Genomic DNA, 17454 nt, shown 5'->3' with positions numbered 1-17454 from the left:
GGATGACGTGATCAGGACAAGACTTGCAGCCACGGCGATTGGTCTTGCCGGTGCGCTGGCGGCCGCCCAGGCCCAGGCCCAAACGGCAAGCAGCAGCGAGCAGGAGATCGCCCTGCTGAAGCAGCAACTGAAGATGCTGGAGCAGAAGCTCGACAAGCTGCAGAACCAGACCGCGGCGAACACGGCAGCCACGGCGAAGGCCAAAGCCGAAGCAAAGGCGGAAGCGCGCTCGGAGGCAAAGGCCGTCGTCGCCAATGCCAACGCGGCAATCCCGCTCAAGGGACCGGCACCGGCGTCCGGCGTCGTGGTGACGATGCCGAACAACCGGCCGACCATCTGCACCGCCGACGGGGCAAACTGCGTTGCCATCACCAGCCGCGTCCATTGGGATGTCGGCGGCTATGATTATCGTCCCAACACCGCGGCGACCGTGCCGCAGAAGCTCGACAGCGGCGAGAACGTCCGCCGCGCCCGCATCGGCGTCGCCGGCAAATTCTTCAACGACTGGAATTTCGCGCTGGTCTACGATTTCGGCGGCTCCTCCGACGGCTTTGGCGGCGCAGCGCCGGGCTCCCTGCCCGGCGGCGGCGTGTCCGGCGTCGAGAATGCCTATCTCAGCTACACCGGCCTGAAACCGTTCGGCGGCCGGATGGCGATCGAGGCCGGCATCATGGACCTGCCCTACACCATGGACGAGGCCACGAGCTCCAACGACACCATGTTCATGGAGCGCGCCTCAGCCGGCGTGATCGCGACCAGCATCGCCGCCGGCGACTTCCGCTCCGCAGCCGGCGCACGCTGGTTCAACGACCAGCTCTGGATCGGCGGCTATGTCACGGGACCGTCGACCGGCGCGATCCACTCCGCCTCGAGCGCGGCGCCCGCGGGCACGAGCGAGCAATACGGCGCGGTGGCGCGTATTGCCGGCAACCCGATCAGCGGCAAGGACTACTCGGTACATATCGGCGCCGACGCGGAATGGCTGATCCAGCCGCCGCGCAATCTGATCGCCAACACGCAGACGGTCACGCTCAGCGACCGGCCGGAATTGCGTCTCGACCCGACCTCGCTGATCTCGACGGGCGCGATCGCGAATGCCTCGGGCGCTCAGGTCTACAGCGTCGAAGCCGCCGCCACCTACGGCTCGCTGATCCTCCAGGGCGAGTACTTCTGGTACAACATCGATCGCACCGCCAACACCGGCCTCGCGCCGATCGGCGCACCCAGCCTGAAATTCCAGGGCGGCTATGCGCAGGCCGGTTACGTGCTGACCGGCGAGGGCCGGACCTACAATGCGGCGAACGCGGCCTACAACGGCGTCAAGCCGGCGCATCCGTTCTCGCTCGACGGCGGTGGCTGGGGCGCGTGGGAAATTGCGGGACGCTTCTCGACGATCGACCTCAACAACCAGTTGGGAACGGCGACCGGCATCGCCGGCGGCCGACAGACCGTCTACACGGCGGCGCTGAACTGGTACGTCAATGGCAACGTCCGCTTCATGCTCGACTACCTGCATGGCACGGTATCGAAGCAGGCCTCGCCGGTCTCGACCGCCGATGTCGGCGCGAAGTTCGACGCGGTGGCGATGCGCACGCAGTTCGCGTTCTGACTTCTCTCGTCGTCCCGGGGCGCGCGAACGCGCGAACCCGGGACCCATAGCCACAGGCAGTCGTTTGGCGAAGATCGGAGTTTCCAGCTCAAACTATAACTCCTCTCTGTGGTTATGGATCCCCGCGTTCGCGGGGATGACACCGAGAGTGCGGCGGCATGGATAATTCACGCCGCGCGCTTCTTCCTCACGACCACCGGCGGCGGCGCGCAGGACAGCCGCTGCTGGTGGCTCTCGCCCCAGGCCTTGAGGATGTCGATCACCGGCCGCAGGCTCTCGCCGAGCTCGGAGAGGCAATACTCCACCCGCGGCGGCACCTCGGCATAGACCTTGCGGATGACGAGCTTGTCCTCCTCCAGCGCGCGAAGCTGCTTTGTCAGCATGCGCTGGGTGATGCCGGGCATCCGGCGGCGCAACTCGCCGAAGCGCTGGGTGCCGTCCTGGAGGTGGTAGAGGATCACGCCCTTCCACTTGCCGTCGATCAGATCCAGCGTCGCCTCGACCGAGCAGCCGGGACGCCGGGCAAAATCCCGCCGTTTCATGCGTGTTTTCCCAATAGTATCCAAACAGGGACTATATCCCCGAATTTACAGTACTTGCCAAATGGCGCCTAGCGGGACAGTTACAATGGCAGGCGCACGTCACACGCTATCGCGCCATCTGATGGAGACAAGCCATGAAGGCCGTCGGCTACAAGAAGTCGCTTCCGATCGAGGATCAGGACGCGCTGATCGATTTCGAAACCGCGAAACCCGAGCCCAAGGGACGCGACATCCGCGTCGCCGTGAAGGCGATCTCGGCCAATCCGGTCGATTACAAGGTGCGCAAGCGCGCCGCCCCGCCCGAGGGCGAGACCAAGATCCTTGGCTATGACGCCGCCGGCGTGGTCGATGCGGTCGGGCCCGACGTGACGCTGTTCAAGCCCGGCGACGAGGTGTTTTACGCCGGCTCGATCCTGCGTCAGGGCACCAACGCCGAACTCCATCTCGTCGATGAACGCATCGTCGGCAACAAGCCGAAGTCGCTCTCGTTCGCGCAGGCCGCAGCCCTTCCCCTCACCTCCATCACCGCATGGGAATTGCTGTTCGACCGGCTCGGCGCGGTGCCCGGCAAGAGCGTCGATCCGCGCACGCTGCTGATCACGGGCGGCGCCGGAGGCGTCGGTTCGATCCTGATCCAGCTCGCCCGCCGCCTCACCGGTCTCACCGTGGTCGCGACCGCGACGCGGCCGGAGTCGCAGAAATGGTGCCTTGATCTCGGCGCGCATGCGGTGATCGACCACGGCAAGCCGATGAAGGAGCAGATCGAGAAGCTCAAGCTGCCGCCGGTCGCGCTGGTGGCGAGCCTCACCTTCACCGACCAGCACTACAAGGCGATCGCCGAACTCATGGCGCCGCAGGGCCGGTTCGGCCTGATCGACGATCCGCCGGAGTTCACGATGAGCACCTTCAAGGGCAAGGCGATCTCGGTGCACTGGGAGTCGATGTTCACGCGCTCCTCGTTCCAGACACCCGACATGATCGCGCAGCATCATCTGCTCAATGACGTCGCCGACCTCATCGACAAGGGCGTGCTGCGCACCACGCTCGACCAGACCTTTGGCACGATCAACGCAGCCAATCTCAAGCGCGCGCACGCGCTGCTCGAGAGCGGCAAGTCGCGCGGCAAGATCGTGCTGGAGGGGTGGTAGGGCTGCGACGTCGGTAAGCATGGTGGGTTAGCCCTGCAGATGCGCACAGCGCATCTGCTCGGCGTAACCCACCATGCTTCATCGAATGCGGAACGAAGTTGGTGGGTTACGCCTTCGGCTAACCCACCCTACGACCACGTAATCAAGCAATCGTATTGACGATACCGCCCTCGGCCCGCAGCGCCGCGCCGTTGGTGGCGGATGCTTCCTTGGACGCGACATAGACCACCATGTTGGCGATCTCATCGACGCTGGCAAATCGCTGGATCAGCGAGCTCGGGCGATGCTGCTTGACGAAATTGGCCGCAGCCTCGTCCACCGACTGGCCGTTCTGCCTGGCGATTTCCTTCACGAAGGTCTCGACCCCCTCCGACATGGTCGGTCCCGGCAGCACCGAATTGACGGTGACGCCGGTGCCACGGGTCAGCTGCGCGAGGCCGCGCGCGACCGAGAGCTGGGCTGTCTTGCTCATGCCGTAGTGGATCATCTCGACGGGAATGTTGAGCCCGGACTCCGAGGAGATGAAGACGATGCGGCCCCAGTTGCGCTTGAGCATGCCCTGCATGTACGCGCGCGACAGCCGCACGCCGCTCATCACGTTGACCTCGAAGAAGCGCGTCCAGTCCTCGTCCGGGATGTCGAAGAAGTCCTTCGGCTCGAAGATGCCGGCATTGTTGATGAGGATGTCGACCTCAGGTAGCGCCGCCACCAGCGCCTTGCAGCCCGAAGCGGTCGAGACGTCGGCGGCGATACCGCGGACCTTGGCGCCCGCGCCTTCCAGCTTGCGCACGGCCGCATCGACCTTGTCCTGGCTACGCCCGTTGATCACCACGCTGGCGCCCGAGCCCGCAAGTCCCTTGGCGATGGCGTGGCCAATGCCGGCGGTCGAACCAGTCACGAGCGCGGTCTTTCCGGAAAGGTCGAGGTTCATACGTCGTCTCCATTGATGCTGACGCAGATATCGTGCGCTGCACACGCGGCTGCAATCGCCCCTCACCGACGCGTGAGCAACTAGTGGCGTGGCGGCAACGTCCGGATAAATGCGACGATGGCATCGAGATCCTGAGCCGTCATGGTGGCGTAGGCAGCATAGGCCATCGGCGGCTTAAGCTTGTGGCCGTCGCGCGCGATGCCTTGCGTAATCGCACGTTTGATTTCGTCATCGCTCCAGTCGCCAAGGCCCGCCGCGGGATCCGCGGTGATGTTGGCGGAGACGGATTCGCCCCACGGGCCCCGGAACGTCCGGCCGCCCTTGCCGCTCGCCGCGGTGAAATCATGCACGGCGGACGGGCCCTCCGGCGTGTGACATTCCAGGCAGTGAGAGAGGGTCAGGAGATATCGGCCTCGCGCGAGCTTGTCGGACAGCTCGGCCTCGGCGGCCTGCTTGCCGGCATAGGTCGGCACCTCCGGCTTCAGCGCGATCCGGTATTCCGGCGCCGGCGTCTCGTGGCGCACAGATGGCACGGAACGCAAATAGGCCGTGAGCGCGTCGAGATCGCGGGTGGTGAGCACGGTGTAGAACGCGGTCGGCATGATCGGCGCGACCCTGCGGCCATCAGGCCTGATGCCGCTGACGAGAAACCGCTTCAGCTCGGCATCGCTCCAGTTGCCGATGCCGGTGTCCTTGTCCGGCGTGATGTTGGAGCCGGAGACCTTGAAGGCGGGCTCGTCGAATACCTGGCTGCCGCCCGATAGCGCGCGCGAGAGATCGAGGCCTTGAGGGCCGCGCGGTGTATGGCAGTTGTGGCAGACCATCACGCTGTTGACGAGATAGGCGCCGCGCTCGACCAGGGTCTCGGCAAAAGCCGGTGACGTCAGCAGCGCCAGCGCAATCCCAAACACAAGCCGCATCGACGGCCCCCCAGCCACAATCGCGTTCACCAGACGATGCGCGGCATGAGATATCGCCGCGCCATACAAAAAAGCGGCGCCCAGGGGGCGCCGCTTTCTGAAATCTGAGAGACCGGCCGGCTTACGCCGCCTCGGCTTCCTTCTCCTGCACTGGACCCGAGTCCTGGCCCTTGGCATCGACGTCGCGATCGACGAACTCGATCACGGCCATCGCGGCATTGTCGCCGTAGCGGAAGCCGGCCTTGATGATGCGGGTGTAGCCGCCCTGACGGTCCTTGTAGCGGGGCGCGAGCGTGTCAAACAGCTTCTTGACCTGATCCTTGTCGCGCATCTCGGAGATGGCCTGGCGGCGCATGGCCAGCCCGCCCTTCTTGCCGAGGGTGACCAGCTTCTCGACGATCGGGCGTAATTCCTTCGCCTTTGGGAGCGTGGTGACGATCTGCTCGTGCTTGATCAGCGCCGCGCACATGTTGGCGAACATCGCGCGGCGATGCTCGGCGGTGCGGTTGAGCTTACGATGAACCTTGCCGTGACGCATTTTGGTATTCCCTAGATTGCTTTCGTCGCGACGGTTCGTCGGACTTGTTGCTCAGGTGGGCTGCCTGCGTTCGCCCGCGAAAGCGCGATGAATTCGCGCCTTCGCCTGTTGTGAGTTCAGATCAGTAGTGATCCTCGAAGCGCTTGGCGAGCTCGTCGATGTTCTCCGGCGGCCAGCCCGGCACTTCCATGCCGAGATGCAGACCCATCTGGGCCAGCACTTCCTTGATTTCGTTCAGCGACTTGCGGCCGAAGTTCGGGGTGCGGAGCATTTCGGCTTCCGACTTCTGCACGAGGTCGCCGATGTAGACGATGTTGTCGTTCTTCAAGCAGTTGGCCGAACGCACCGACAGCTCGAGCTCGTCCACCTTCTTGAGGAAGGCCGGGTTGAAGGCGAGGTCCGGGATGATCTCCTGGGCGACTTCCTTGCGCGGCTCTTCGAAGTTGACGAACACGTTGAGCTGATCCTGCAGGATGCGGGCGGCGTAAGCCACCGAATCATCCGGCGTCAGTGCGCCGTTGGTTTCGATCGTCATGGTCAGCTTGTCGTAGTCGAGGATCTGGCCCTCGCGGGTGTTCTCGACCTTGTAGGAGACCTTGCGGACCGGCGAGTATAGGCTGTCGACCGGAATCAGGCCGATCGGCGCGTCCTCGGGACGGTTGCGCTCGGCGGGCACATAGCCCTTGCCGGTGGCGACCGTGAACTCCATGCGGATCTCGGCGCCCTCGTCGAGCGTGCAGATCTGCAGGTCCGGGTTGAGCACCACCACGTCGCCGACAGTCTGGATGTCACCAGCGGTGACGACGCCCGGGCCGGACTTCTTCACGACCATGCGCTTGGGGCCTTCGCCCTGCATCTTGATCGAGATGTCCTTGATGTTGAGCACGATGTCGGTGACGTCCTCACGGACGCCCGCGATCGAGGAGAACTCGTGCAGCACGCCGTCGATGTGCACCGACTGCACCGCCGCGCCCTGGAGCGAGGAGAGCAGGATGCGGCGCAGCGCGTTACCGAGGGTCTGGCCGAAGCCGCGCTCGAGCGGCTCGGCGACAATCGTCGCGAACCGAGCTGGATCGCTGCCGGGCTGAACCTGGAGCTTGTTCGGCCGAATCAGTTCTTGCCAATTTTTCTGGATCGTCACTGTTTCACCCATACAGGCCAGTCGAACTGCCGTTGCAGACACTGGCGTTGGAGAAAGGCCGCAGGTCGCACCTGCGGCTTCTTGCAAAAGTCATCGCGGGCGCCGATGCGCCCGCAACTCGGTATCAAACGCGCCGACGCTTGCGGGGACGGCAACCGTTGTGCGGGATCGTGGTCACGTCGCGGATCGATGTGACGGTGAAGCCCGCGGCCTGCAGCGCGCGGAGCGCCGACTCGCGGCCCGAACCGGGACCGGCGACTTCGACTTCGAGCGTACGCATGCCGTGCTCTTGCGCCTTCTTCGACACGTCCTCGGCGGCAACCTGCGCGGCGTACGGGGTCGACTTGCGCGAGCCCTTGAAGCCCATCGTGCCGGCGGAAGACCAGGCAATCGTGTTGCCCTGCGCGTCGGTGATGGTGATGGTCGTGTTGTTGAACGAGGAGTTCACGTGAGCAACGCCGGAGGCGATGTTCTTGCGTTCACGACGGCGAACGCGGGTGGCTTCCTTACCCATTGAGTACCTTTCCTGGAGATCTCGAACGCCGCCGTAATGCCAGCGGCTACACCTGTGGAACGAAAGGCGCGTGGCGACGGGTCATCCCCGGTTCGCCACACGCCGCTATCTTGATTCGAAAACTTACTTCTTCTTGCCGGCGATGGCCTTGGCCGGACCCTTGCGCGTGCGCGCATTGGTGTGGGTGCGCTGACCGCGCACCGGCAGGCCGCGACGATGGCGCAGACCGCGATAGCAGCCGAGGTCCATCAGACGCTTGATGTTGATGCCGACCTCACGACGCAGATCGCCCTCGACGAGATAGTCGCGGTCGATCACTTCGCGGATCTGGAGCACTTCGGCGTCGCTGAGCTGATTGACGCGACGATCCTCGGGAATTTTCACCTTCTCGAGGATCTCACCGGCAATCTTCTGGCCGATGCCATGGATGTACTGGAGCGCGATGAGCACGCGCTTGTTGGTCGGAATGTTCACGCCGGCAATACGGGCCACGGCTCTCTCTCCTGTTGCCGATCCCTCGTCAGGAACCGGTCTTTAAGTGCTTTGTTTCTCGGGCAGGTGTTCACAAACGCGAACACGACGCCCACCCCTAGTCTTCCTGGGGCCCGGCATCGTTTGAAACTATCCGACTTGGATGCGGGGCTTATTAGGGGATTCAGGGGGCTTTCGTCAACCGCTGCTAGCGCTTAGCTCGCTTTTTCGTGACCTTTTTTGCGGCCTTTTTGGCACCCTTTTTGACGGACTTCTTCGCGGACTTCCGGGCAGCCTTTTTCGCGGCTTTCTTGACGGTCTTCTTGGCCGCCTTTTTCGTACCCTTCACAGCCTTCTTGGCGGCTTTCTTAGCGGATTTGGCAGGCTTTTTGGCTGTTTTCGCCGATTTCTTGGCCATTTTGGCCTTCGCCGCTCCCTTCTTGGCGGGGGCCGCCCTGGCAGCGCTCTTGGAAGCGCTCTTGGAAGTGCTGTTGGACGTGCTCTTGGCACGCGCCTTGGATTCGGTCGCCCCGAGCGCCACGAGCTGGCGGTGGATGGCGCCGGTGACCTCGTCGATCGCCATCATGCCGTCGATGGTCGAGAGCTTCCGCCGTTCCGAATAGTAGTGAATCAGCGGTTCGGTCTGGTTGCGGTAGCTGGCCAAACGCTTGGTCAGGACCTCCGGGGTATCGTCGGCCCGGACCTCCTCCCCGCGCTCCCGCATCTGGGCCACGCGAGTCTCGACGCGGCTCAGCAGCGCACTCTCGTTGACGCGAAGCTCAATCACGGCGTCGAGCTTGAGATGCTTCTGCTTGAGCAGCGCATCCAGCGCTTCGGCCTGCGGCACGGTGCGCGGAAAGCCATCGAGAATGAAACCGTTTCTGGCATCCGGCTGGTCGATGCGGTCGGAGATGATTCCGACGACGACGTCGTCGGGCACGAGGCCACCGCTGGCCATGACTTCCTTGGCCTTGAGGCCGACCGGCGTTCCCGCCGCGACGGCCGCGCGCAACATCTCGCCGGTCGACAGCTGGACGATACCATAGCGCTGCACCATCAGCTGCGCCTGGGTCCCCTTGCCTGACCCCGGCGGTCCCAGAAGTATAATTCTCATCGGCGTACGCCCCCCGGATTGGTGAGCGATACGTCGCGCACCTGTGTTTGAAGTTCGACAACAGTGCAAATCACAATCGGCTCCGCACTGCCACCCATATCATAGGGGAGCAAATGCCCTGCCGCCAAGAACCCCTTTGAAATCAGTGATTGCGTCGCAGTCAGAGCAGTTCTGCCGATGCGACCGAACGGTAGGTCCATGCACCTCGCGGAAGCCGCGCAGCTATGTGCGCGGCGAATCGGCGATGTGAGTCGGAAGCCGGACAGGACGCCGCGCTTAGCGGCGACGGCCCCGCAGCTTCGACTTGCGGATCAGGCCTTCGTACTGATGGGCCAGCAGATAGCCCTGCACCTGTGCCACCGTGTCCATGGTGACGCTGACGACGATCAGCAGCGAGGTGCCGCCGAAGTAGAACGGCACCGAAGCGTAGGAGATCAGGATCTCAGGGATCAAGCAGACGATCGCGAGATAAATCGCGCCGAGCACCGTGATGCGCGACAGCACGTAGTCGATATATTCCGCGGTGCGCTCACCCGGGCGGATGCCCGGAATGAAGCCGCCGTGCTTCTTCAGATTGTCCGCGGTCTCGGTCGGGTTGAACACGATCGCGGTGTAGAAGAACGCGAAGAACACGATCAGCGCGAGATACATGATCAGGAACAGCGGACGGCCGTGGCCGAGCTGCGTCGTGATCCACTGGAACCATTCCGGTCCGCTGCCCGCGTTGAAGTTGGCCACCGTGGTCGGCAGCAGCAACAGCGAGGACGCGAAGATCGGCGGGATCACGCCCGAGGTGTTGAGCTTGAGCGGCAGATGCGAGGACTGGCCCTCGAACATCTTGTTGCCGACCTGGCGCTTCGGATACTGGATCAGCAGCCGGCGCTGGGCGCGCTCCACGAACACGATGAAGGCGATCACGGCGACCGCCATGATGATGACGACCAGGATCAGGCCGGTCGACATCGCGCCCTGACGGCCGAGCTCCAGCATGTTGGCGAGCGCCGCGGGCAGCTCGGCGACGATGCCGGAAAGAATGATCAGCGAGATGCCGTTGCCGATGCCGCGCGAGGTGATCTGCTCGCCCAGCCACATCAGGAACATGGTGCCGCCGGTCAGCGTGATCGCGGTCGAGAGACGGAAGAACATGCCGGGGTCGCTGACGACGTTGCCGGCGCCCTCGAGGCCCACCGCGATGCCGTAGGACTGGAACGCGGCCAGGATGACCGTCAGATAGCGGGTGTACTGGTTCAGCAGCTTGCGGCCGGCCTCGCCTTCCTTCTTCAGCGCCTCGAGCTGCGGCGAGACGGTGGTCAGGAGCTGGATGATGATCGAGGCCGAGATGTACGGCATGATGTTCAGCGCGAAGATCGCCATGCGGTGGATGCCGCCGCCGGCGAACATGTTGAACATGCCGAGGATGCCGCCCGCCTGGGAGCGGAACACCTGCTCCCAGATGTTGGGATCGATGCCGGGTAGCGGAATGTAGGTCCCGAGCCGATAAACCAGCAGCGCACCCAGGGTGAACCAGATGCGCTTCTTCAGTTCGTCGGCCTTGGCAAACGCACCGAAATTGAGATTTGCTGCAAGTTGTTCCGCTGCAGAGGCCATCTTGGACTTTCTCCCGCCGCCTATTGCGCCGTCATGCCCGCGGCCGGGCTAGTGTAGCGGACGCCGGACATTATCTGGGGCTCGGCTTCGATAAGTCCACGTCCCGCATGCGTAAAGGCCCGCGAGCCGCGGGCCAATGACGCAGTTGTTACGCCGCCTCGCCTTCTTCCTTGGCAGGGGCGAGGATCTTCACCGAGCCGCCAGCCTTCTCGACCGCTTCGATCGCGGCCTTGGTGGCACCGTGGACTTCGATGTTGAGCTTGGACTTGAGCTCGCCTCGGCCGAGCAGCCGCAGGCCGCCCTTGGCGCGGCGCAGCACGCCGCCCTTCACCAGGGCCTCGACGTTCACGACGCTGCCGGTGTCGATCTTCTTGGCATCGACCGCATCCTGGAGCCGGTCGAGGTTGATCTCGGCGAACTCGACGCGGAAGATGTTGGTGAAGCCGCGCTTGGGCAGACGGCGATGCAAGGGCATCTGGCCGCCTTCGAAACCCTTGATGCGCACGCCCGAACGCGCGGTCTGGCCCTTGCCGCCGCGGCCGGACTGCTTGCCCTTGCCCGAACCGATGCCGCGGCCGACACGCATACGCTTCTTGCGCGAGCCGGCATTGTCGGCGATATCGCTGAGCTTCATCGCCCTTCTCCTTGTTTCTTGCGCACGATCTTCACCGAATACGGGTGTCCGCTGTTCGGGATCCTGCGCCCTTGCCTACTTCTCGTCGACGATGCGAACGAGATGGTGAACCTTCTCGATCATGCCGCGGACAGCCGGGGTGTCCGGCAGTTCGCTGGTGCGACCGATCTTGTTGAGCTTGAGCCCGATCAGCGTCGAACGCTGCGAGTGATGGCGGCGGATCGCGCTGCCGGTCTGCTCGAGCTTGATCGTCTTTGCGGCCTTGGCCATCATGGTCTACTCCGAAAGCTTCCGTTAGTCGGCAGCCGCCTCGGCGTCACCGCCGATGCGACGGGACTGGAGGGTGGACACCTTGATGTTGCGGCGGGCTGCGACCGAACGCGGCGAATCCTGATGCTTCAGCGCGTCGAAGGTGGCGCGAACCATGTTGTACGGGTTCGACGAGCCGATCGACTTCGCCACCACGTCCTGGACGCCGAGCGTCTCGAACACGGCGCGCATCGGGCCGCCCGCGATGATGCCGGTACCGGCCGGAGCTGCACGCAGGTAGACACGACCCGCGCCATGACGGCCGGCGATGTCGTGATGGAGCGTGCGGCCCTCGCGCAGCGACACGCGGGTCAGGTTGCGCTTGGCGGACTCGGTGGCCTTGCGGATCGCTTCAGGCACTTCGCGCGCCTTGCCGTGACCGAAGCCGGCGCGGCCCTTCTGGTCGCCGATCACGACCAGCGCGGCGAAACCGAAGCGCTTGCCGCCCTTGACGACCTTGGCCACGCGGTTGATGTGGACGAGCTTGTCGACGAACTCGCTGTCGCGCTCCTCCCGCTGCTGGCGGTCACGTCCGCCGCGTTGATCGCGTCCACCACGTTGTTCGCGTTCTGCCATTTTTCCAATCCTTCAGAGGCTTACGCCTCAATCCTCAAATTCTGTTAGAAGCTCAGCCCGCTCTCACGCGCCGCGTCGGCAAGAGCCTTGACGCGCCCGTGATAGAGGTAGCTGCCGCGATCGAACACGACTTCCTTGACGCCCTTCTCGGCGGCGCGCTCGGCCAGCAGCTTGCCGACCGCCTTCGCAGCATCGATGTCGGCGCCGGTCTTGCCGCCGTCGCGCATCGACTTCTCGAGCGAGGAGGCAGAGGCCAGCGTCTCGCCCTTCAGGTCGTCGATGACCTGGGCGTAGATGTGCTTGGACGAGCGGAACACCGACAGACGCGGACGGCCACCACCGGAGCGGCGCAGCTTCAGCCGCACACTCCGCTTGCGCCGGGCATTCGTAACCTTGGCTTTCGACATGACCGGCTCCGTTACTTCTTCTTGCCTTCCTTGCGGAAGATGAATTCGCCAACATACTTCACGCCCTTGCCCTTGTAGGGCTCCGGCGGACGATAGGAGCGAATCTCGGCGGCGACCTGGCCGACGCGCTGGATGTCGCTGCCGGTCACCGTGATCTCGGTCGGCTTCGGCACGGTGATCGTGATCCCTTCCGGGATCGCATAGACCACGTCGTGGCTGTAACCGAGCGCGAGCTGCAGGTTCTTGCCCTGCATCGCGGCGCGGTAACCGACGCCGGTGATTTCGAGCTTCTTCTCGAAGCCCTTGGTAACGCCTTCGACCAGATTCGCGACCTGGGCGCGAGCGGTACCGTACAGCGCGCGCGCGCGGTTGGTCTCGACCCGCGGGTTCACCTTCACCTGGCCGTTCTCGAGCTTCACCTCGACGTCGTCATGGACGACGAACTGAAGCTGGCCCTTCGGCCCCTTCATCTTGACGGTCTGCCCATCGACGGTCGCGGTCACACCCGACGGAACCGGAACAGGCCTTTTGCCAACTCGTGACATGGATCAAAAATCCTTCTCAGAACACCGTGAAGAGAACTTCACCGCCCACGTTCGCTTCACGCGCACTGTGGTCGGCCATGATTCCCTTCGGCGTCGACAACACCGAAATGCCGAGTCCGTTGTTGACCCGCGGCAGGTTCTTCACCGAGGCGTAAACGCGACGCCCGGGCTTGGAAACACGTTCGATCTCGCGGATGACGGGCTCGCCGTCGAAATACTTCAGCTCGATCTCGATCTCGCTGCGGCCCGAGGAATGCTCGAGCGTGGCGTAACCGCGGATGTAGCCCTCGGACTTCAGCACTTCGAGGACGTTCTCGCGCATCTTCGAACCAGGCGTGGAGACCTTGTTCTTGGAGCGCATCTGCGCGTTGCGGATACGGGTGATCAGATCGCTGATTGGATCGTGCGTAGACATCTAAACGACCCTCCTTACCAGCTGGACTTCACGAGGCCCGGGACCATGCCCTTGGAGCCAAGCTCGCGCATCGCGATGCGGGACAGTTTGGTCTTGCGGTAGTTCGAGCGCGAACGGCCCGACAGCTCGCAACGCAGACGGATGCGGGTGGCCGACGAGTTGCGCGGCATTTCCGCAAGCTTCAGGGTGGCGGCGAACCGCTCCTCCATCGGCAGCGTCTTGTCGGCGATGATCGCCTTCAACCGCGCGCGCTTCGGAGCGGCGTTCTTCGTCATCCGCTTGCGCCGGTTGTTCTTCTCGATTGAACTCTTCTTTGCCATGCTTGGCTCCTGGGTATCCGCGTTTGAGAGGCTTTAGCTCAGCGTCTCACTGCCGGAACGGGAAATTGAAAGCGGTCAACAAGGCCCTCGCCTCTTCGTCGGTCTTGGCCGTGGTGCAGACGGTGATGTCCATACCGCGGGCTTCCGTGACCTTGTCGAAGTCGATTTCGGGGAAAATGATGTGCTCCTTGATGCCGAGCGAATAGTTGCCGCGGCCGTCGAAGCTCTTCGGGTTCAGGCCGCGGAAGTCGCGGACGCGCGGCAGCGCGACCGTCACCAGGCGATCGATGAACTCGTACATGCGGGCCTTGCGCAGCGTGACCTTGCAGCCGATCGGCTGGTTTTCACGCAGCTTGAAGGTCGCGATCGCGATGCGCGAATAGGTCACGAGCGCCTTCTGGCCGGCGATCTGGGTCAGCTCGGTGGCGGCGGTCTCGGCCTTCTTGCGGTCGTTGACGGAATCGCCAACGCCCATGTTCAGCACGACCTTGTCCAGGCGCGGAACCTGCATCACGTTCTCATAACCGAACTTCTCGGTCATCTCCGTGCGGATCTTCGCGTCGTATTCCGCGCGCAGGCGCGGCGTGTAAGCGGCCTCAGCCATCGATCTCAGCTCCCGAGCTCTTGGCGATGCGGACCTTCTTGCCGTCCGCCAGAATCTTGAATCCGACGCGGGTCGGCTTTCCATCCTTGCCGACATACGCGATGTTGGACAGTTGGATCGGCGCCTCTTTCGAGATGATGCCGCCCTCCTGGGCCTGCGTCTGCTTCTGGTGACGCTTGACCACGTTGATGCCGCGCACCAGCGCCGTGCCGGCGTCGGGACGCACTTCGAACACCTCGCCGGTGCGACCCTTGTCGCGACCGGTCAGCACGACGACCTTGTCGCCCTTGCGGATCTTCGCGGCCATCACAGCACCTCCGGCGCGAGCGAAATGATCTTCATGTGGTTCTTGGCGCGCAGCTCGCGCGGCACGGGCCCGAAGATACGGGTGCCGACCGGCTCGGACTGATTGTTGATCAGGACGGCGGCGTTGCGGTCGAAGCGGATGACCGAACCGTCGGCGCGGCGGATGTCCTTGCGGACGCGCACCACGACGGCCTTCATCACGTCGCCCTTCTTCACCTTGCCACGCGGAATCGCTTCCTTGATCGAGACGACGATGATGTCGCCGATCGTGGCGTAGCGGCGCTTGGAGCCTCCGAGCACCTTGATACACATGACACGGCGTGCGCCAGAATTGTCGGCCACGTCGAGGTTGGTCTGCATCTGAATCATTGATGCACCTCGTCCTCTTCTCTCTTGCGCCAGCCCAGCCGGCGCTCAACATTTCCCTGAAGTCAGTCGGCTAAAGCCAACAGATCAGGCGCTTTTCTTGTGTTCGCCCCGGATCACGACCCAGCGCTTCAACTTCGAAATCGGCTTCGATTCCTCGATCCACACCACGTCGCCCGGCTTGAACTCGTTGCTCTCGTCGTGCGCGTGATAGTTCTTCGAACGGCGGATCGTCTTCTTGTAGATCGGATGCGTGAAGCGGCGATCGACGCGCACCACGATGGTCTTGGCCTGCTTGTCGCTGACGACCACGCCTTGCAAAGTACGTTTCGGCATATTCGTGAGCCCCTTACTTCTCTTTCGCGCGCTTCTGCGCGGCGATGGTCTTGATGCGGGCGATGTCGCGGCGAGCCTCGCGCAGGCGCGAGGTGTTCTCGAGCTGCCCGGTGGCGCGCTGGAAGCGCAGGTTGAAGCGCTCCTTCTTCAGGTTCAGGATGGCGTCATCCTGCTGGTCGGGGCTCATCGCGCGGATGTCTTCGATCTTCATCTGGGCCATGGCCATTACTCCGCAATGCGCTCGACGAAGCGCGTCTTGATCGGCAGCTTGGCGGCCGCCAGGGTCAGAGCTTCACGCGCCGTCTGGGTGTTGACACCGTCGATCTCGAACAGCACCCGGCCCGGCTTGACGCGCGCGACCCACAGTTCCGGCGAACCCTTGCCGGAGCCCATGCGGACTTCGGCGGGCTTCTTCGACACCGGAACGTCGGGGAACACGCGGATCCAGACGCGGCCGGCGCGCTTCATGTGACGGGTCAGCGCGCGGCGAGCGGCTTCGATCTGGCGCGCAGTGACGCGCTCAGGCTCGGTCGCCTTCAGGCCGAACTGGCCGAACGCCAACGTCGCGCCCGAGGACGCAACGCCGTGGATACGGCCCTTATGCGCCTTCCGGAACTTCGTTTTCTTAGGTTGCATCATGGCTTTAAGCCCTCAAATTCTTGGTGCAGCTCAGGCCGCAGCGTTGTCGCGGCGCCCACGGCCACCACGATCACCACCGCCGCTGCTCTCGCCTTCGGCCATTCTCTTGTCCTGGGCCATCGGATCGTGCTCGAGGATCTCGCCCTTGAAGATCCAGACCTTGACGCCGCAGGTGCCGAAGGTCGTGAACGCGGTCGCAACGCCGTAGTCGATGTCGGCGCGCAGCGTGTGCAGCGGCACGCGACCTTCGCGATACCACTCCATGCGCGCGATTTCCGCGCCGCCCAGACGACCCGAGCAGTTGATGCGGATGCCTTCCGCGCCGAGACGCATCGCCGACTGCACGGCGCGCTTCATGGCACGGCGGAACGCCACGCGGCGCTCCAGCTGCTGCGCGATCGATTCCGCCACCAGCGTCGCATCGAGCTCCGGCTTGCGGATCTCGACGATGTTGATGACGACGTCGGACGAGGTGATGTCCGCGACCTTCTTGCGCAGCTTGTCGATGTCGGCGCCCTTCTTGCCGATCACCACGCCCGGACGAGCCGAGTGGATGGTGACGCGACACTTCTTGTGCGGGCGTTCGATCACGATGCGGGCGACGGCCGCCTGCTTGAGCTCCTTGTGCAGGATCTCACGGATCTTGACGTCCTCGTGCAGCAGCTTGCCGTATTCCTGCTTGCCGGCGAACCAACGGGAATCCCAGGTCCGGTTGATGCCGAGACGCAGACCGATTGGATTGATCTTTTGACCCATCGTGTGCTCCTGCGTCCCTTAGGCCGCTGCTTCGGCTTCGACCTGACGAACGATGATCGTCAGCTGCGAAAATGGTTTGTAGACGCGACCCGAACGGCCACGGCCACGGGCGGCAAAGCGCTTCATCACGAGACCGTTGCCGACGAAGGCCTGCGCCACGACGAGATCGTCGACGTCGAGGTCGTGGTTGTTCTCGGCGTTGGCGATAGCCGATTCCAGGCACTTCTTCACGTCGACCGCGATCCGCTTGCGCGAAAACTGCAGGTCGGCGAGCGCAGCAGCTGCCTTCCGGCCGCGAATGAGCTGGGCGACCAGATTGAGCTTCTGCGGGCTCACCCGCAGCATCCGGGCGACCGCCTTGGCCTCGTTCTCGGCGAGGCTCCGTTCGCGCTTAGGTTTGCTCATCGTTTAATCCTCAAGCCTTCTTGGCTTTCTTGTCCCCGGAGTGGCCATGGAAGGTCCGGGTCGGCGAGAACTCGCCGAACTTGTGACCGACCATTTCCTCGTTGACGGCCACCGGGACGTGCTTCTGACCATTGTAGACACCGAAGGTCAGACCGACGAACTGCGGCAGGATCGTCGAACGACGGCTCCAGATCTTGATGACGTCGTGACGGCCGGACGCGCGGGCGGCATCTGCCTTCTTGAGCAGAGAACCCTCGACGAACGGGCCTTTCCAGACTGAACGAACCATGTCCGTCGTTC

The 17454-nt window shown here is 63.7% G+C and carries 27 protein-coding genes; 2 read left to right on the top strand and 25 right to left on the bottom strand.

All coding sequences use genetic code 11. The features are described 5' to 3' along the window. Positions 1–7: 7 nt before the first annotated feature. Positions 8–1609 carry an OprO/OprP family phosphate-selective porin gene (locus F8237_RS29505; protein WP_151649661.1) on the top strand — a complete coding sequence of 534 codons (1602 nt, stop codon included), beginning with the start codon at positions 8–10 and terminating at the stop codon, positions 1607–1609. Between the two features lie 167 nt (positions 1610–1776). Here the strand turns inward: F8237_RS29505 and F8237_RS29500 are convergent, their stop codons facing one another. Then, entirely contained in the window at positions 1777–2151 is a 375-nt protein-coding gene (locus F8237_RS29500; protein ID WP_151649660.1) for a winged helix-turn-helix transcriptional regulator, read from the bottom strand. Positions 2152–2285: 134 nt separating this feature from the next. Between F8237_RS29500 and F8237_RS29495 the strand changes: the two genes are divergently transcribed. Beyond that, on the top strand, positions 2286–3299 hold the full coding sequence (locus F8237_RS29495; protein ID WP_151649659.1) for a zinc-binding alcohol dehydrogenase family protein: 1014 nt from the start codon (positions 2286–2288) through the stop codon (positions 3297–3299). Between the two features lie 142 nt (positions 3300–3441). Here F8237_RS29495 and F8237_RS29490 read toward each other — a convergent pair whose 3' ends face one another. The 24 genes from F8237_RS29490 to rpsS all read right to left on the bottom strand — a co-directional run bounded on the left by F8237_RS29490 (position 3442) and on the right by rpsS (position 17443). Further along, positions 3442–4230 carry an SDR family NAD(P)-dependent oxidoreductase gene (locus tag F8237_RS29490; RefSeq protein ID WP_151649658.1) on the bottom strand — a complete coding sequence of 263 codons (789 nt, stop codon included), beginning with the start codon at positions 4228–4230 and terminating at the stop codon, positions 3442–3444. Between the two features lie 80 nt (positions 4231–4310). Next, positions 4311–5150 (bottom strand): c-type cytochrome, encoded by an 840-nt coding sequence (locus F8237_RS29485; protein ID WP_151649657.1) that lies wholly within the window; start codon positions 5148–5150, stop codon positions 4311–4313. 121 nt (positions 5151–5271) lie between these two features. Continuing rightward, positions 5272–5688 carry a 50S ribosomal protein L17 gene (rplQ, locus tag F8237_RS29480; RefSeq protein WP_015685415.1) on the bottom strand — a complete coding sequence of 139 codons (417 nt, stop codon included), beginning with the start codon at positions 5686–5688 and terminating at the stop codon, positions 5272–5274. Between the two features lie 121 nt (positions 5689–5809). Continuing rightward, positions 5810–6841: a DNA-directed RNA polymerase subunit alpha gene (locus tag F8237_RS29475; protein ID WP_106944311.1), complete on the bottom strand. Its 1032-nt coding sequence runs from the start codon at positions 6839–6841 to the stop codon at positions 5810–5812. 112 nt (positions 6842–6953) lie between these two features. Then, positions 6954–7343 (bottom strand): 30S ribosomal protein S11, encoded by a 390-nt coding sequence (rpsK, locus tag F8237_RS29470; RefSeq protein ID WP_007603045.1) that lies wholly within the window; start codon positions 7341–7343, stop codon positions 6954–6956. 123 nt (positions 7344–7466) lie between these two features. Then, positions 7467–7835 (bottom strand): 30S ribosomal protein S13, encoded by a 369-nt coding sequence (rpsM, locus tag F8237_RS29465; RefSeq protein ID WP_014494511.1) that lies wholly within the window; start codon positions 7833–7835, stop codon positions 7467–7469. Between the two features lie 187 nt (positions 7836–8022). Then, a complete protein-coding gene (locus F8237_RS29460; protein WP_151649656.1) occupies positions 8023–8928 on the bottom strand; it encodes an adenylate kinase in 906 nt (301 codons plus the stop codon). A gap of 276 nt (positions 8929–9204) precedes the next feature. Beyond that, positions 9205–10536 (bottom strand): preprotein translocase subunit SecY, encoded by a 1332-nt coding sequence (gene secY, locus F8237_RS29455; protein ID WP_015685412.1) that lies wholly within the window; start codon positions 10534–10536, stop codon positions 9205–9207. A gap of 148 nt (positions 10537–10684) precedes the next feature. Then, entirely contained in the window at positions 10685–11170 is a 486-nt protein-coding gene (rplO, locus tag F8237_RS29450) for a 50S ribosomal protein L15 (RefSeq protein WP_151649655.1), read from the bottom strand. A gap of 75 nt (positions 11171–11245) precedes the next feature. Next, positions 11246–11440, bottom strand: coding sequence for a 50S ribosomal protein L30 (gene rpmD / locus F8237_RS29445; protein ID WP_011088137.1), 195 nt, complete (start codon positions 11438–11440; stop codon positions 11246–11248). Positions 11441–11464: 24 nt separating this feature from the next. Continuing rightward, positions 11465–12055, bottom strand: a complete 591-nt coding sequence (gene rpsE, locus F8237_RS29440) for a 30S ribosomal protein S5 (protein ID WP_015685409.1) — start codon at positions 12053–12055, stop codon at positions 11465–11467. A 44-nt stretch (positions 12056–12099) separates the two neighbouring features. Further along, positions 12100–12462: a 50S ribosomal protein L18 gene (gene rplR / locus F8237_RS29435; RefSeq protein ID WP_007603036.1), complete on the bottom strand. Its 363-nt coding sequence runs from the start codon at positions 12460–12462 to the stop codon at positions 12100–12102. Between the two features lie 11 nt (positions 12463–12473). Then, the gene (rplF, locus tag F8237_RS29430; RefSeq protein WP_008136336.1) at positions 12474–13007 is read right to left on the bottom strand and encodes a 50S ribosomal protein L6; all 534 of its coding nucleotides are present in this window, start codon (positions 13005–13007) and stop codon (positions 12474–12476) included. Positions 13008–13023: 16 nt separating this feature from the next. Beyond that, entirely contained in the window at positions 13024–13422 is a 399-nt protein-coding gene (rpsH, locus tag F8237_RS29425) for a 30S ribosomal protein S8 (RefSeq protein WP_007603034.1), read from the bottom strand. A gap of 14 nt (positions 13423–13436) precedes the next feature. After that, a complete protein-coding gene (gene rpsN / locus F8237_RS29420; RefSeq protein ID WP_151649654.1) occupies positions 13437–13742 on the bottom strand; it encodes a 30S ribosomal protein S14 in 306 nt (101 codons plus the stop codon). Between the two features lie 46 nt (positions 13743–13788). Continuing rightward, positions 13789–14346: a 50S ribosomal protein L5 gene (gene rplE / locus F8237_RS29415; RefSeq protein ID WP_151649653.1), complete on the bottom strand. Its 558-nt coding sequence runs from the start codon at positions 14344–14346 to the stop codon at positions 13789–13791. Beyond that, on the bottom strand, positions 14339–14653 hold the full coding sequence (rplX, locus tag F8237_RS29410; protein WP_008549245.1) for a 50S ribosomal protein L24: 315 nt from the start codon (positions 14651–14653) through the stop codon (positions 14339–14341). Before rplX ends, rplE begins: the two co-directional genes overlap by 8 nt. Then, the gene (gene rplN / locus F8237_RS29405; protein WP_007603030.1) at positions 14653–15021 is read right to left on the bottom strand and encodes a 50S ribosomal protein L14; all 369 of its coding nucleotides are present in this window, start codon (positions 15019–15021) and stop codon (positions 14653–14655) included. The genes rplX and rplN overlap by 1 nt, the downstream gene beginning before the upstream one ends. An 84-nt stretch (positions 15022–15105) precedes the next feature. Continuing rightward, a complete protein-coding gene (gene rpsQ, locus F8237_RS29400) occupies positions 15106–15354 on the bottom strand; it encodes a 30S ribosomal protein S17 (protein ID WP_018647248.1) in 249 nt (82 codons plus the stop codon). Between the two features lie 13 nt (positions 15355–15367). Then, positions 15368–15574, bottom strand: a complete 207-nt coding sequence (rpmC, locus tag F8237_RS29395; RefSeq protein WP_151649652.1) for a 50S ribosomal protein L29 — start codon at positions 15572–15574, stop codon at positions 15368–15370. 5 nt (positions 15575–15579) lie between these two features. Continuing rightward, positions 15580–15993 (bottom strand): 50S ribosomal protein L16, encoded by a 414-nt coding sequence (rplP, locus tag F8237_RS29390; protein ID WP_008136349.1) that lies wholly within the window; start codon positions 15991–15993, stop codon positions 15580–15582. 30 nt (positions 15994–16023) lie between these two features. Beyond that, entirely contained in the window at positions 16024–16749 is a 726-nt protein-coding gene (gene rpsC, locus F8237_RS29385; protein ID WP_151649651.1) for a 30S ribosomal protein S3, read from the bottom strand. An 18-nt stretch (positions 16750–16767) separates the two neighbouring features. Beyond that, entirely contained in the window at positions 16768–17154 is a 387-nt protein-coding gene (gene rplV, locus F8237_RS29380) for a 50S ribosomal protein L22 (RefSeq protein WP_008136353.1), read from the bottom strand. Positions 17155–17164: 10 nt separating this feature from the next. Next, positions 17165–17443: a 30S ribosomal protein S19 gene (gene rpsS, locus F8237_RS29375; protein ID WP_008136357.1), complete on the bottom strand. Its 279-nt coding sequence runs from the start codon at positions 17441–17443 to the stop codon at positions 17165–17167. Between the last annotated feature and the right edge of the window lie 11 nt (positions 17444–17454).

This window comes from Bradyrhizobium betae (genome assembly GCF_008932115.1).
GTDB lineage: Bacteria > Pseudomonadota > Alphaproteobacteria > Rhizobiales > Xanthobacteraceae > Bradyrhizobium > Bradyrhizobium betae.
Note: the sequence above shows the minus strand (reverse complement) of the source record. Positions and strands in the feature narration are given on the sequence as shown.

Coding starts and splice junctions, on each gene's coding strand:
- F8237_RS29460 (WP_151649656.1), bottom strand. CDS start 8,928: ATGAGAATTATACTTCTGGGACCGCCGGGGTCAGGCAAGGGGACCCAG.
- rpsS (WP_008136357.1), bottom strand. CDS start 17,443: ATGGTTCGTTCAGTCTGGAAAGGCCCGTTCGTCGAGGGTTCTCTGCTC.
- rpsC (WP_151649651.1), bottom strand. CDS start 16,749: ATGGGTCAAAAGATCAATCCAATCGGTCTGCGTCTCGGCATCAACCGG.
- rplE (WP_151649653.1), bottom strand. CDS start 14,346: ATGGCTGAGGCCGCTTACACGCCGCGCCTGCGCGCGGAATACGACGCG.
- rpmC (WP_151649652.1), bottom strand. CDS start 15,574: ATGGCCCAGATGAAGATCGAAGACATCCGCGCGATGAGCCCCGACCAG.
- secY (WP_015685412.1), bottom strand. CDS start 10,536: ATGGCCTCTGCAGCGGAACAACTTGCAGCAAATCTCAATTTCGGTGCG.
- rplV (WP_008136353.1), bottom strand. CDS start 17,154: ATGAGCAAACCTAAGCGCGAACGGAGCCTCGCCGAGAACGAGGCCAAG.
- rpsK (WP_007603045.1), bottom strand. CDS start 7,343: ATGGGTAAGGAAGCCACCCGCGTTCGCCGTCGTGAACGCAAGAACATC.
- F8237_RS29495 (WP_151649659.1), top strand. CDS start 2,286: ATGAAGGCCGTCGGCTACAAGAAGTCGCTTCCGATCGAGGATCAGGAC.
- rpsQ (WP_018647248.1), bottom strand. CDS start 15,354: ATGCCGAAACGTACTTTGCAAGGCGTGGTCGTCAGCGACAAGCAGGCC.
- rplQ (WP_015685415.1), bottom strand. CDS start 5,688: ATGCGTCACGGCAAGGTTCATCGTAAGCTCAACCGCACCGCCGAGCAT.
- rpsN (WP_151649654.1), bottom strand. CDS start 13,742: ATGGCAAAGAAGAGTTCAATCGAGAAGAACAACCGGCGCAAGCGGATG.
- rpsH (WP_007603034.1), bottom strand. CDS start 13,422: ATGTCTACGCACGATCCAATCAGCGATCTGATCACCCGTATCCGCAAC.
- rpsE (WP_015685409.1), bottom strand. CDS start 12,055: ATGGCAGAACGCGAACAACGTGGTGGACGCGATCAACGCGGCGGACGT.
- F8237_RS29485 (WP_151649657.1), bottom strand. CDS start 5,150: ATGCGGCTTGTGTTTGGGATTGCGCTGGCGCTGCTGACGTCACCGGCT.
- rplN (WP_007603030.1), bottom strand. CDS start 15,021: ATGATTCAGATGCAGACCAACCTCGACGTGGCCGACAATTCTGGCGCA.
- rplP (WP_008136349.1), bottom strand. CDS start 15,993: ATGATGCAACCTAAGAAAACGAAGTTCCGGAAGGCGCATAAGGGCCGT.
- rplX (WP_008549245.1), bottom strand. CDS start 14,653: ATGGCCGCGAAGATCCGCAAGGGCGACAAGGTCGTCGTGCTGACCGGT.
- rplO (WP_151649655.1), bottom strand. CDS start 11,170: ATGAAGCTCAGCGATATCGCCGACAATGCCGGCTCGCGCAAGAAGCGT.
- F8237_RS29475 (WP_106944311.1), bottom strand. CDS start 6,841: ATGGGTGAAACAGTGACGATCCAGAAAAATTGGCAAGAACTGATTCGG.
- F8237_RS29500 (WP_151649660.1), bottom strand. CDS start 2,151: ATGAAACGGCGGGATTTTGCCCGGCGTCCCGGCTGCTCGGTCGAGGCG.
- rpmD (WP_011088137.1), bottom strand. CDS start 11,440: ATGGCCAAGGCCGCAAAGACGATCAAGCTCGAGCAGACCGGCAGCGCG.
- rplR (WP_007603036.1), bottom strand. CDS start 12,462: ATGTCGAAAGCCAAGGTTACGAATGCCCGGCGCAAGCGGAGTGTGCGG.
- rplF (WP_008136336.1), bottom strand. CDS start 13,007: ATGTCACGAGTTGGCAAAAGGCCTGTTCCGGTTCCGTCGGGTGTGACC.
- F8237_RS29490 (WP_151649658.1), bottom strand. CDS start 4,230: ATGAACCTCGACCTTTCCGGAAAGACCGCGCTCGTGACTGGTTCGACC.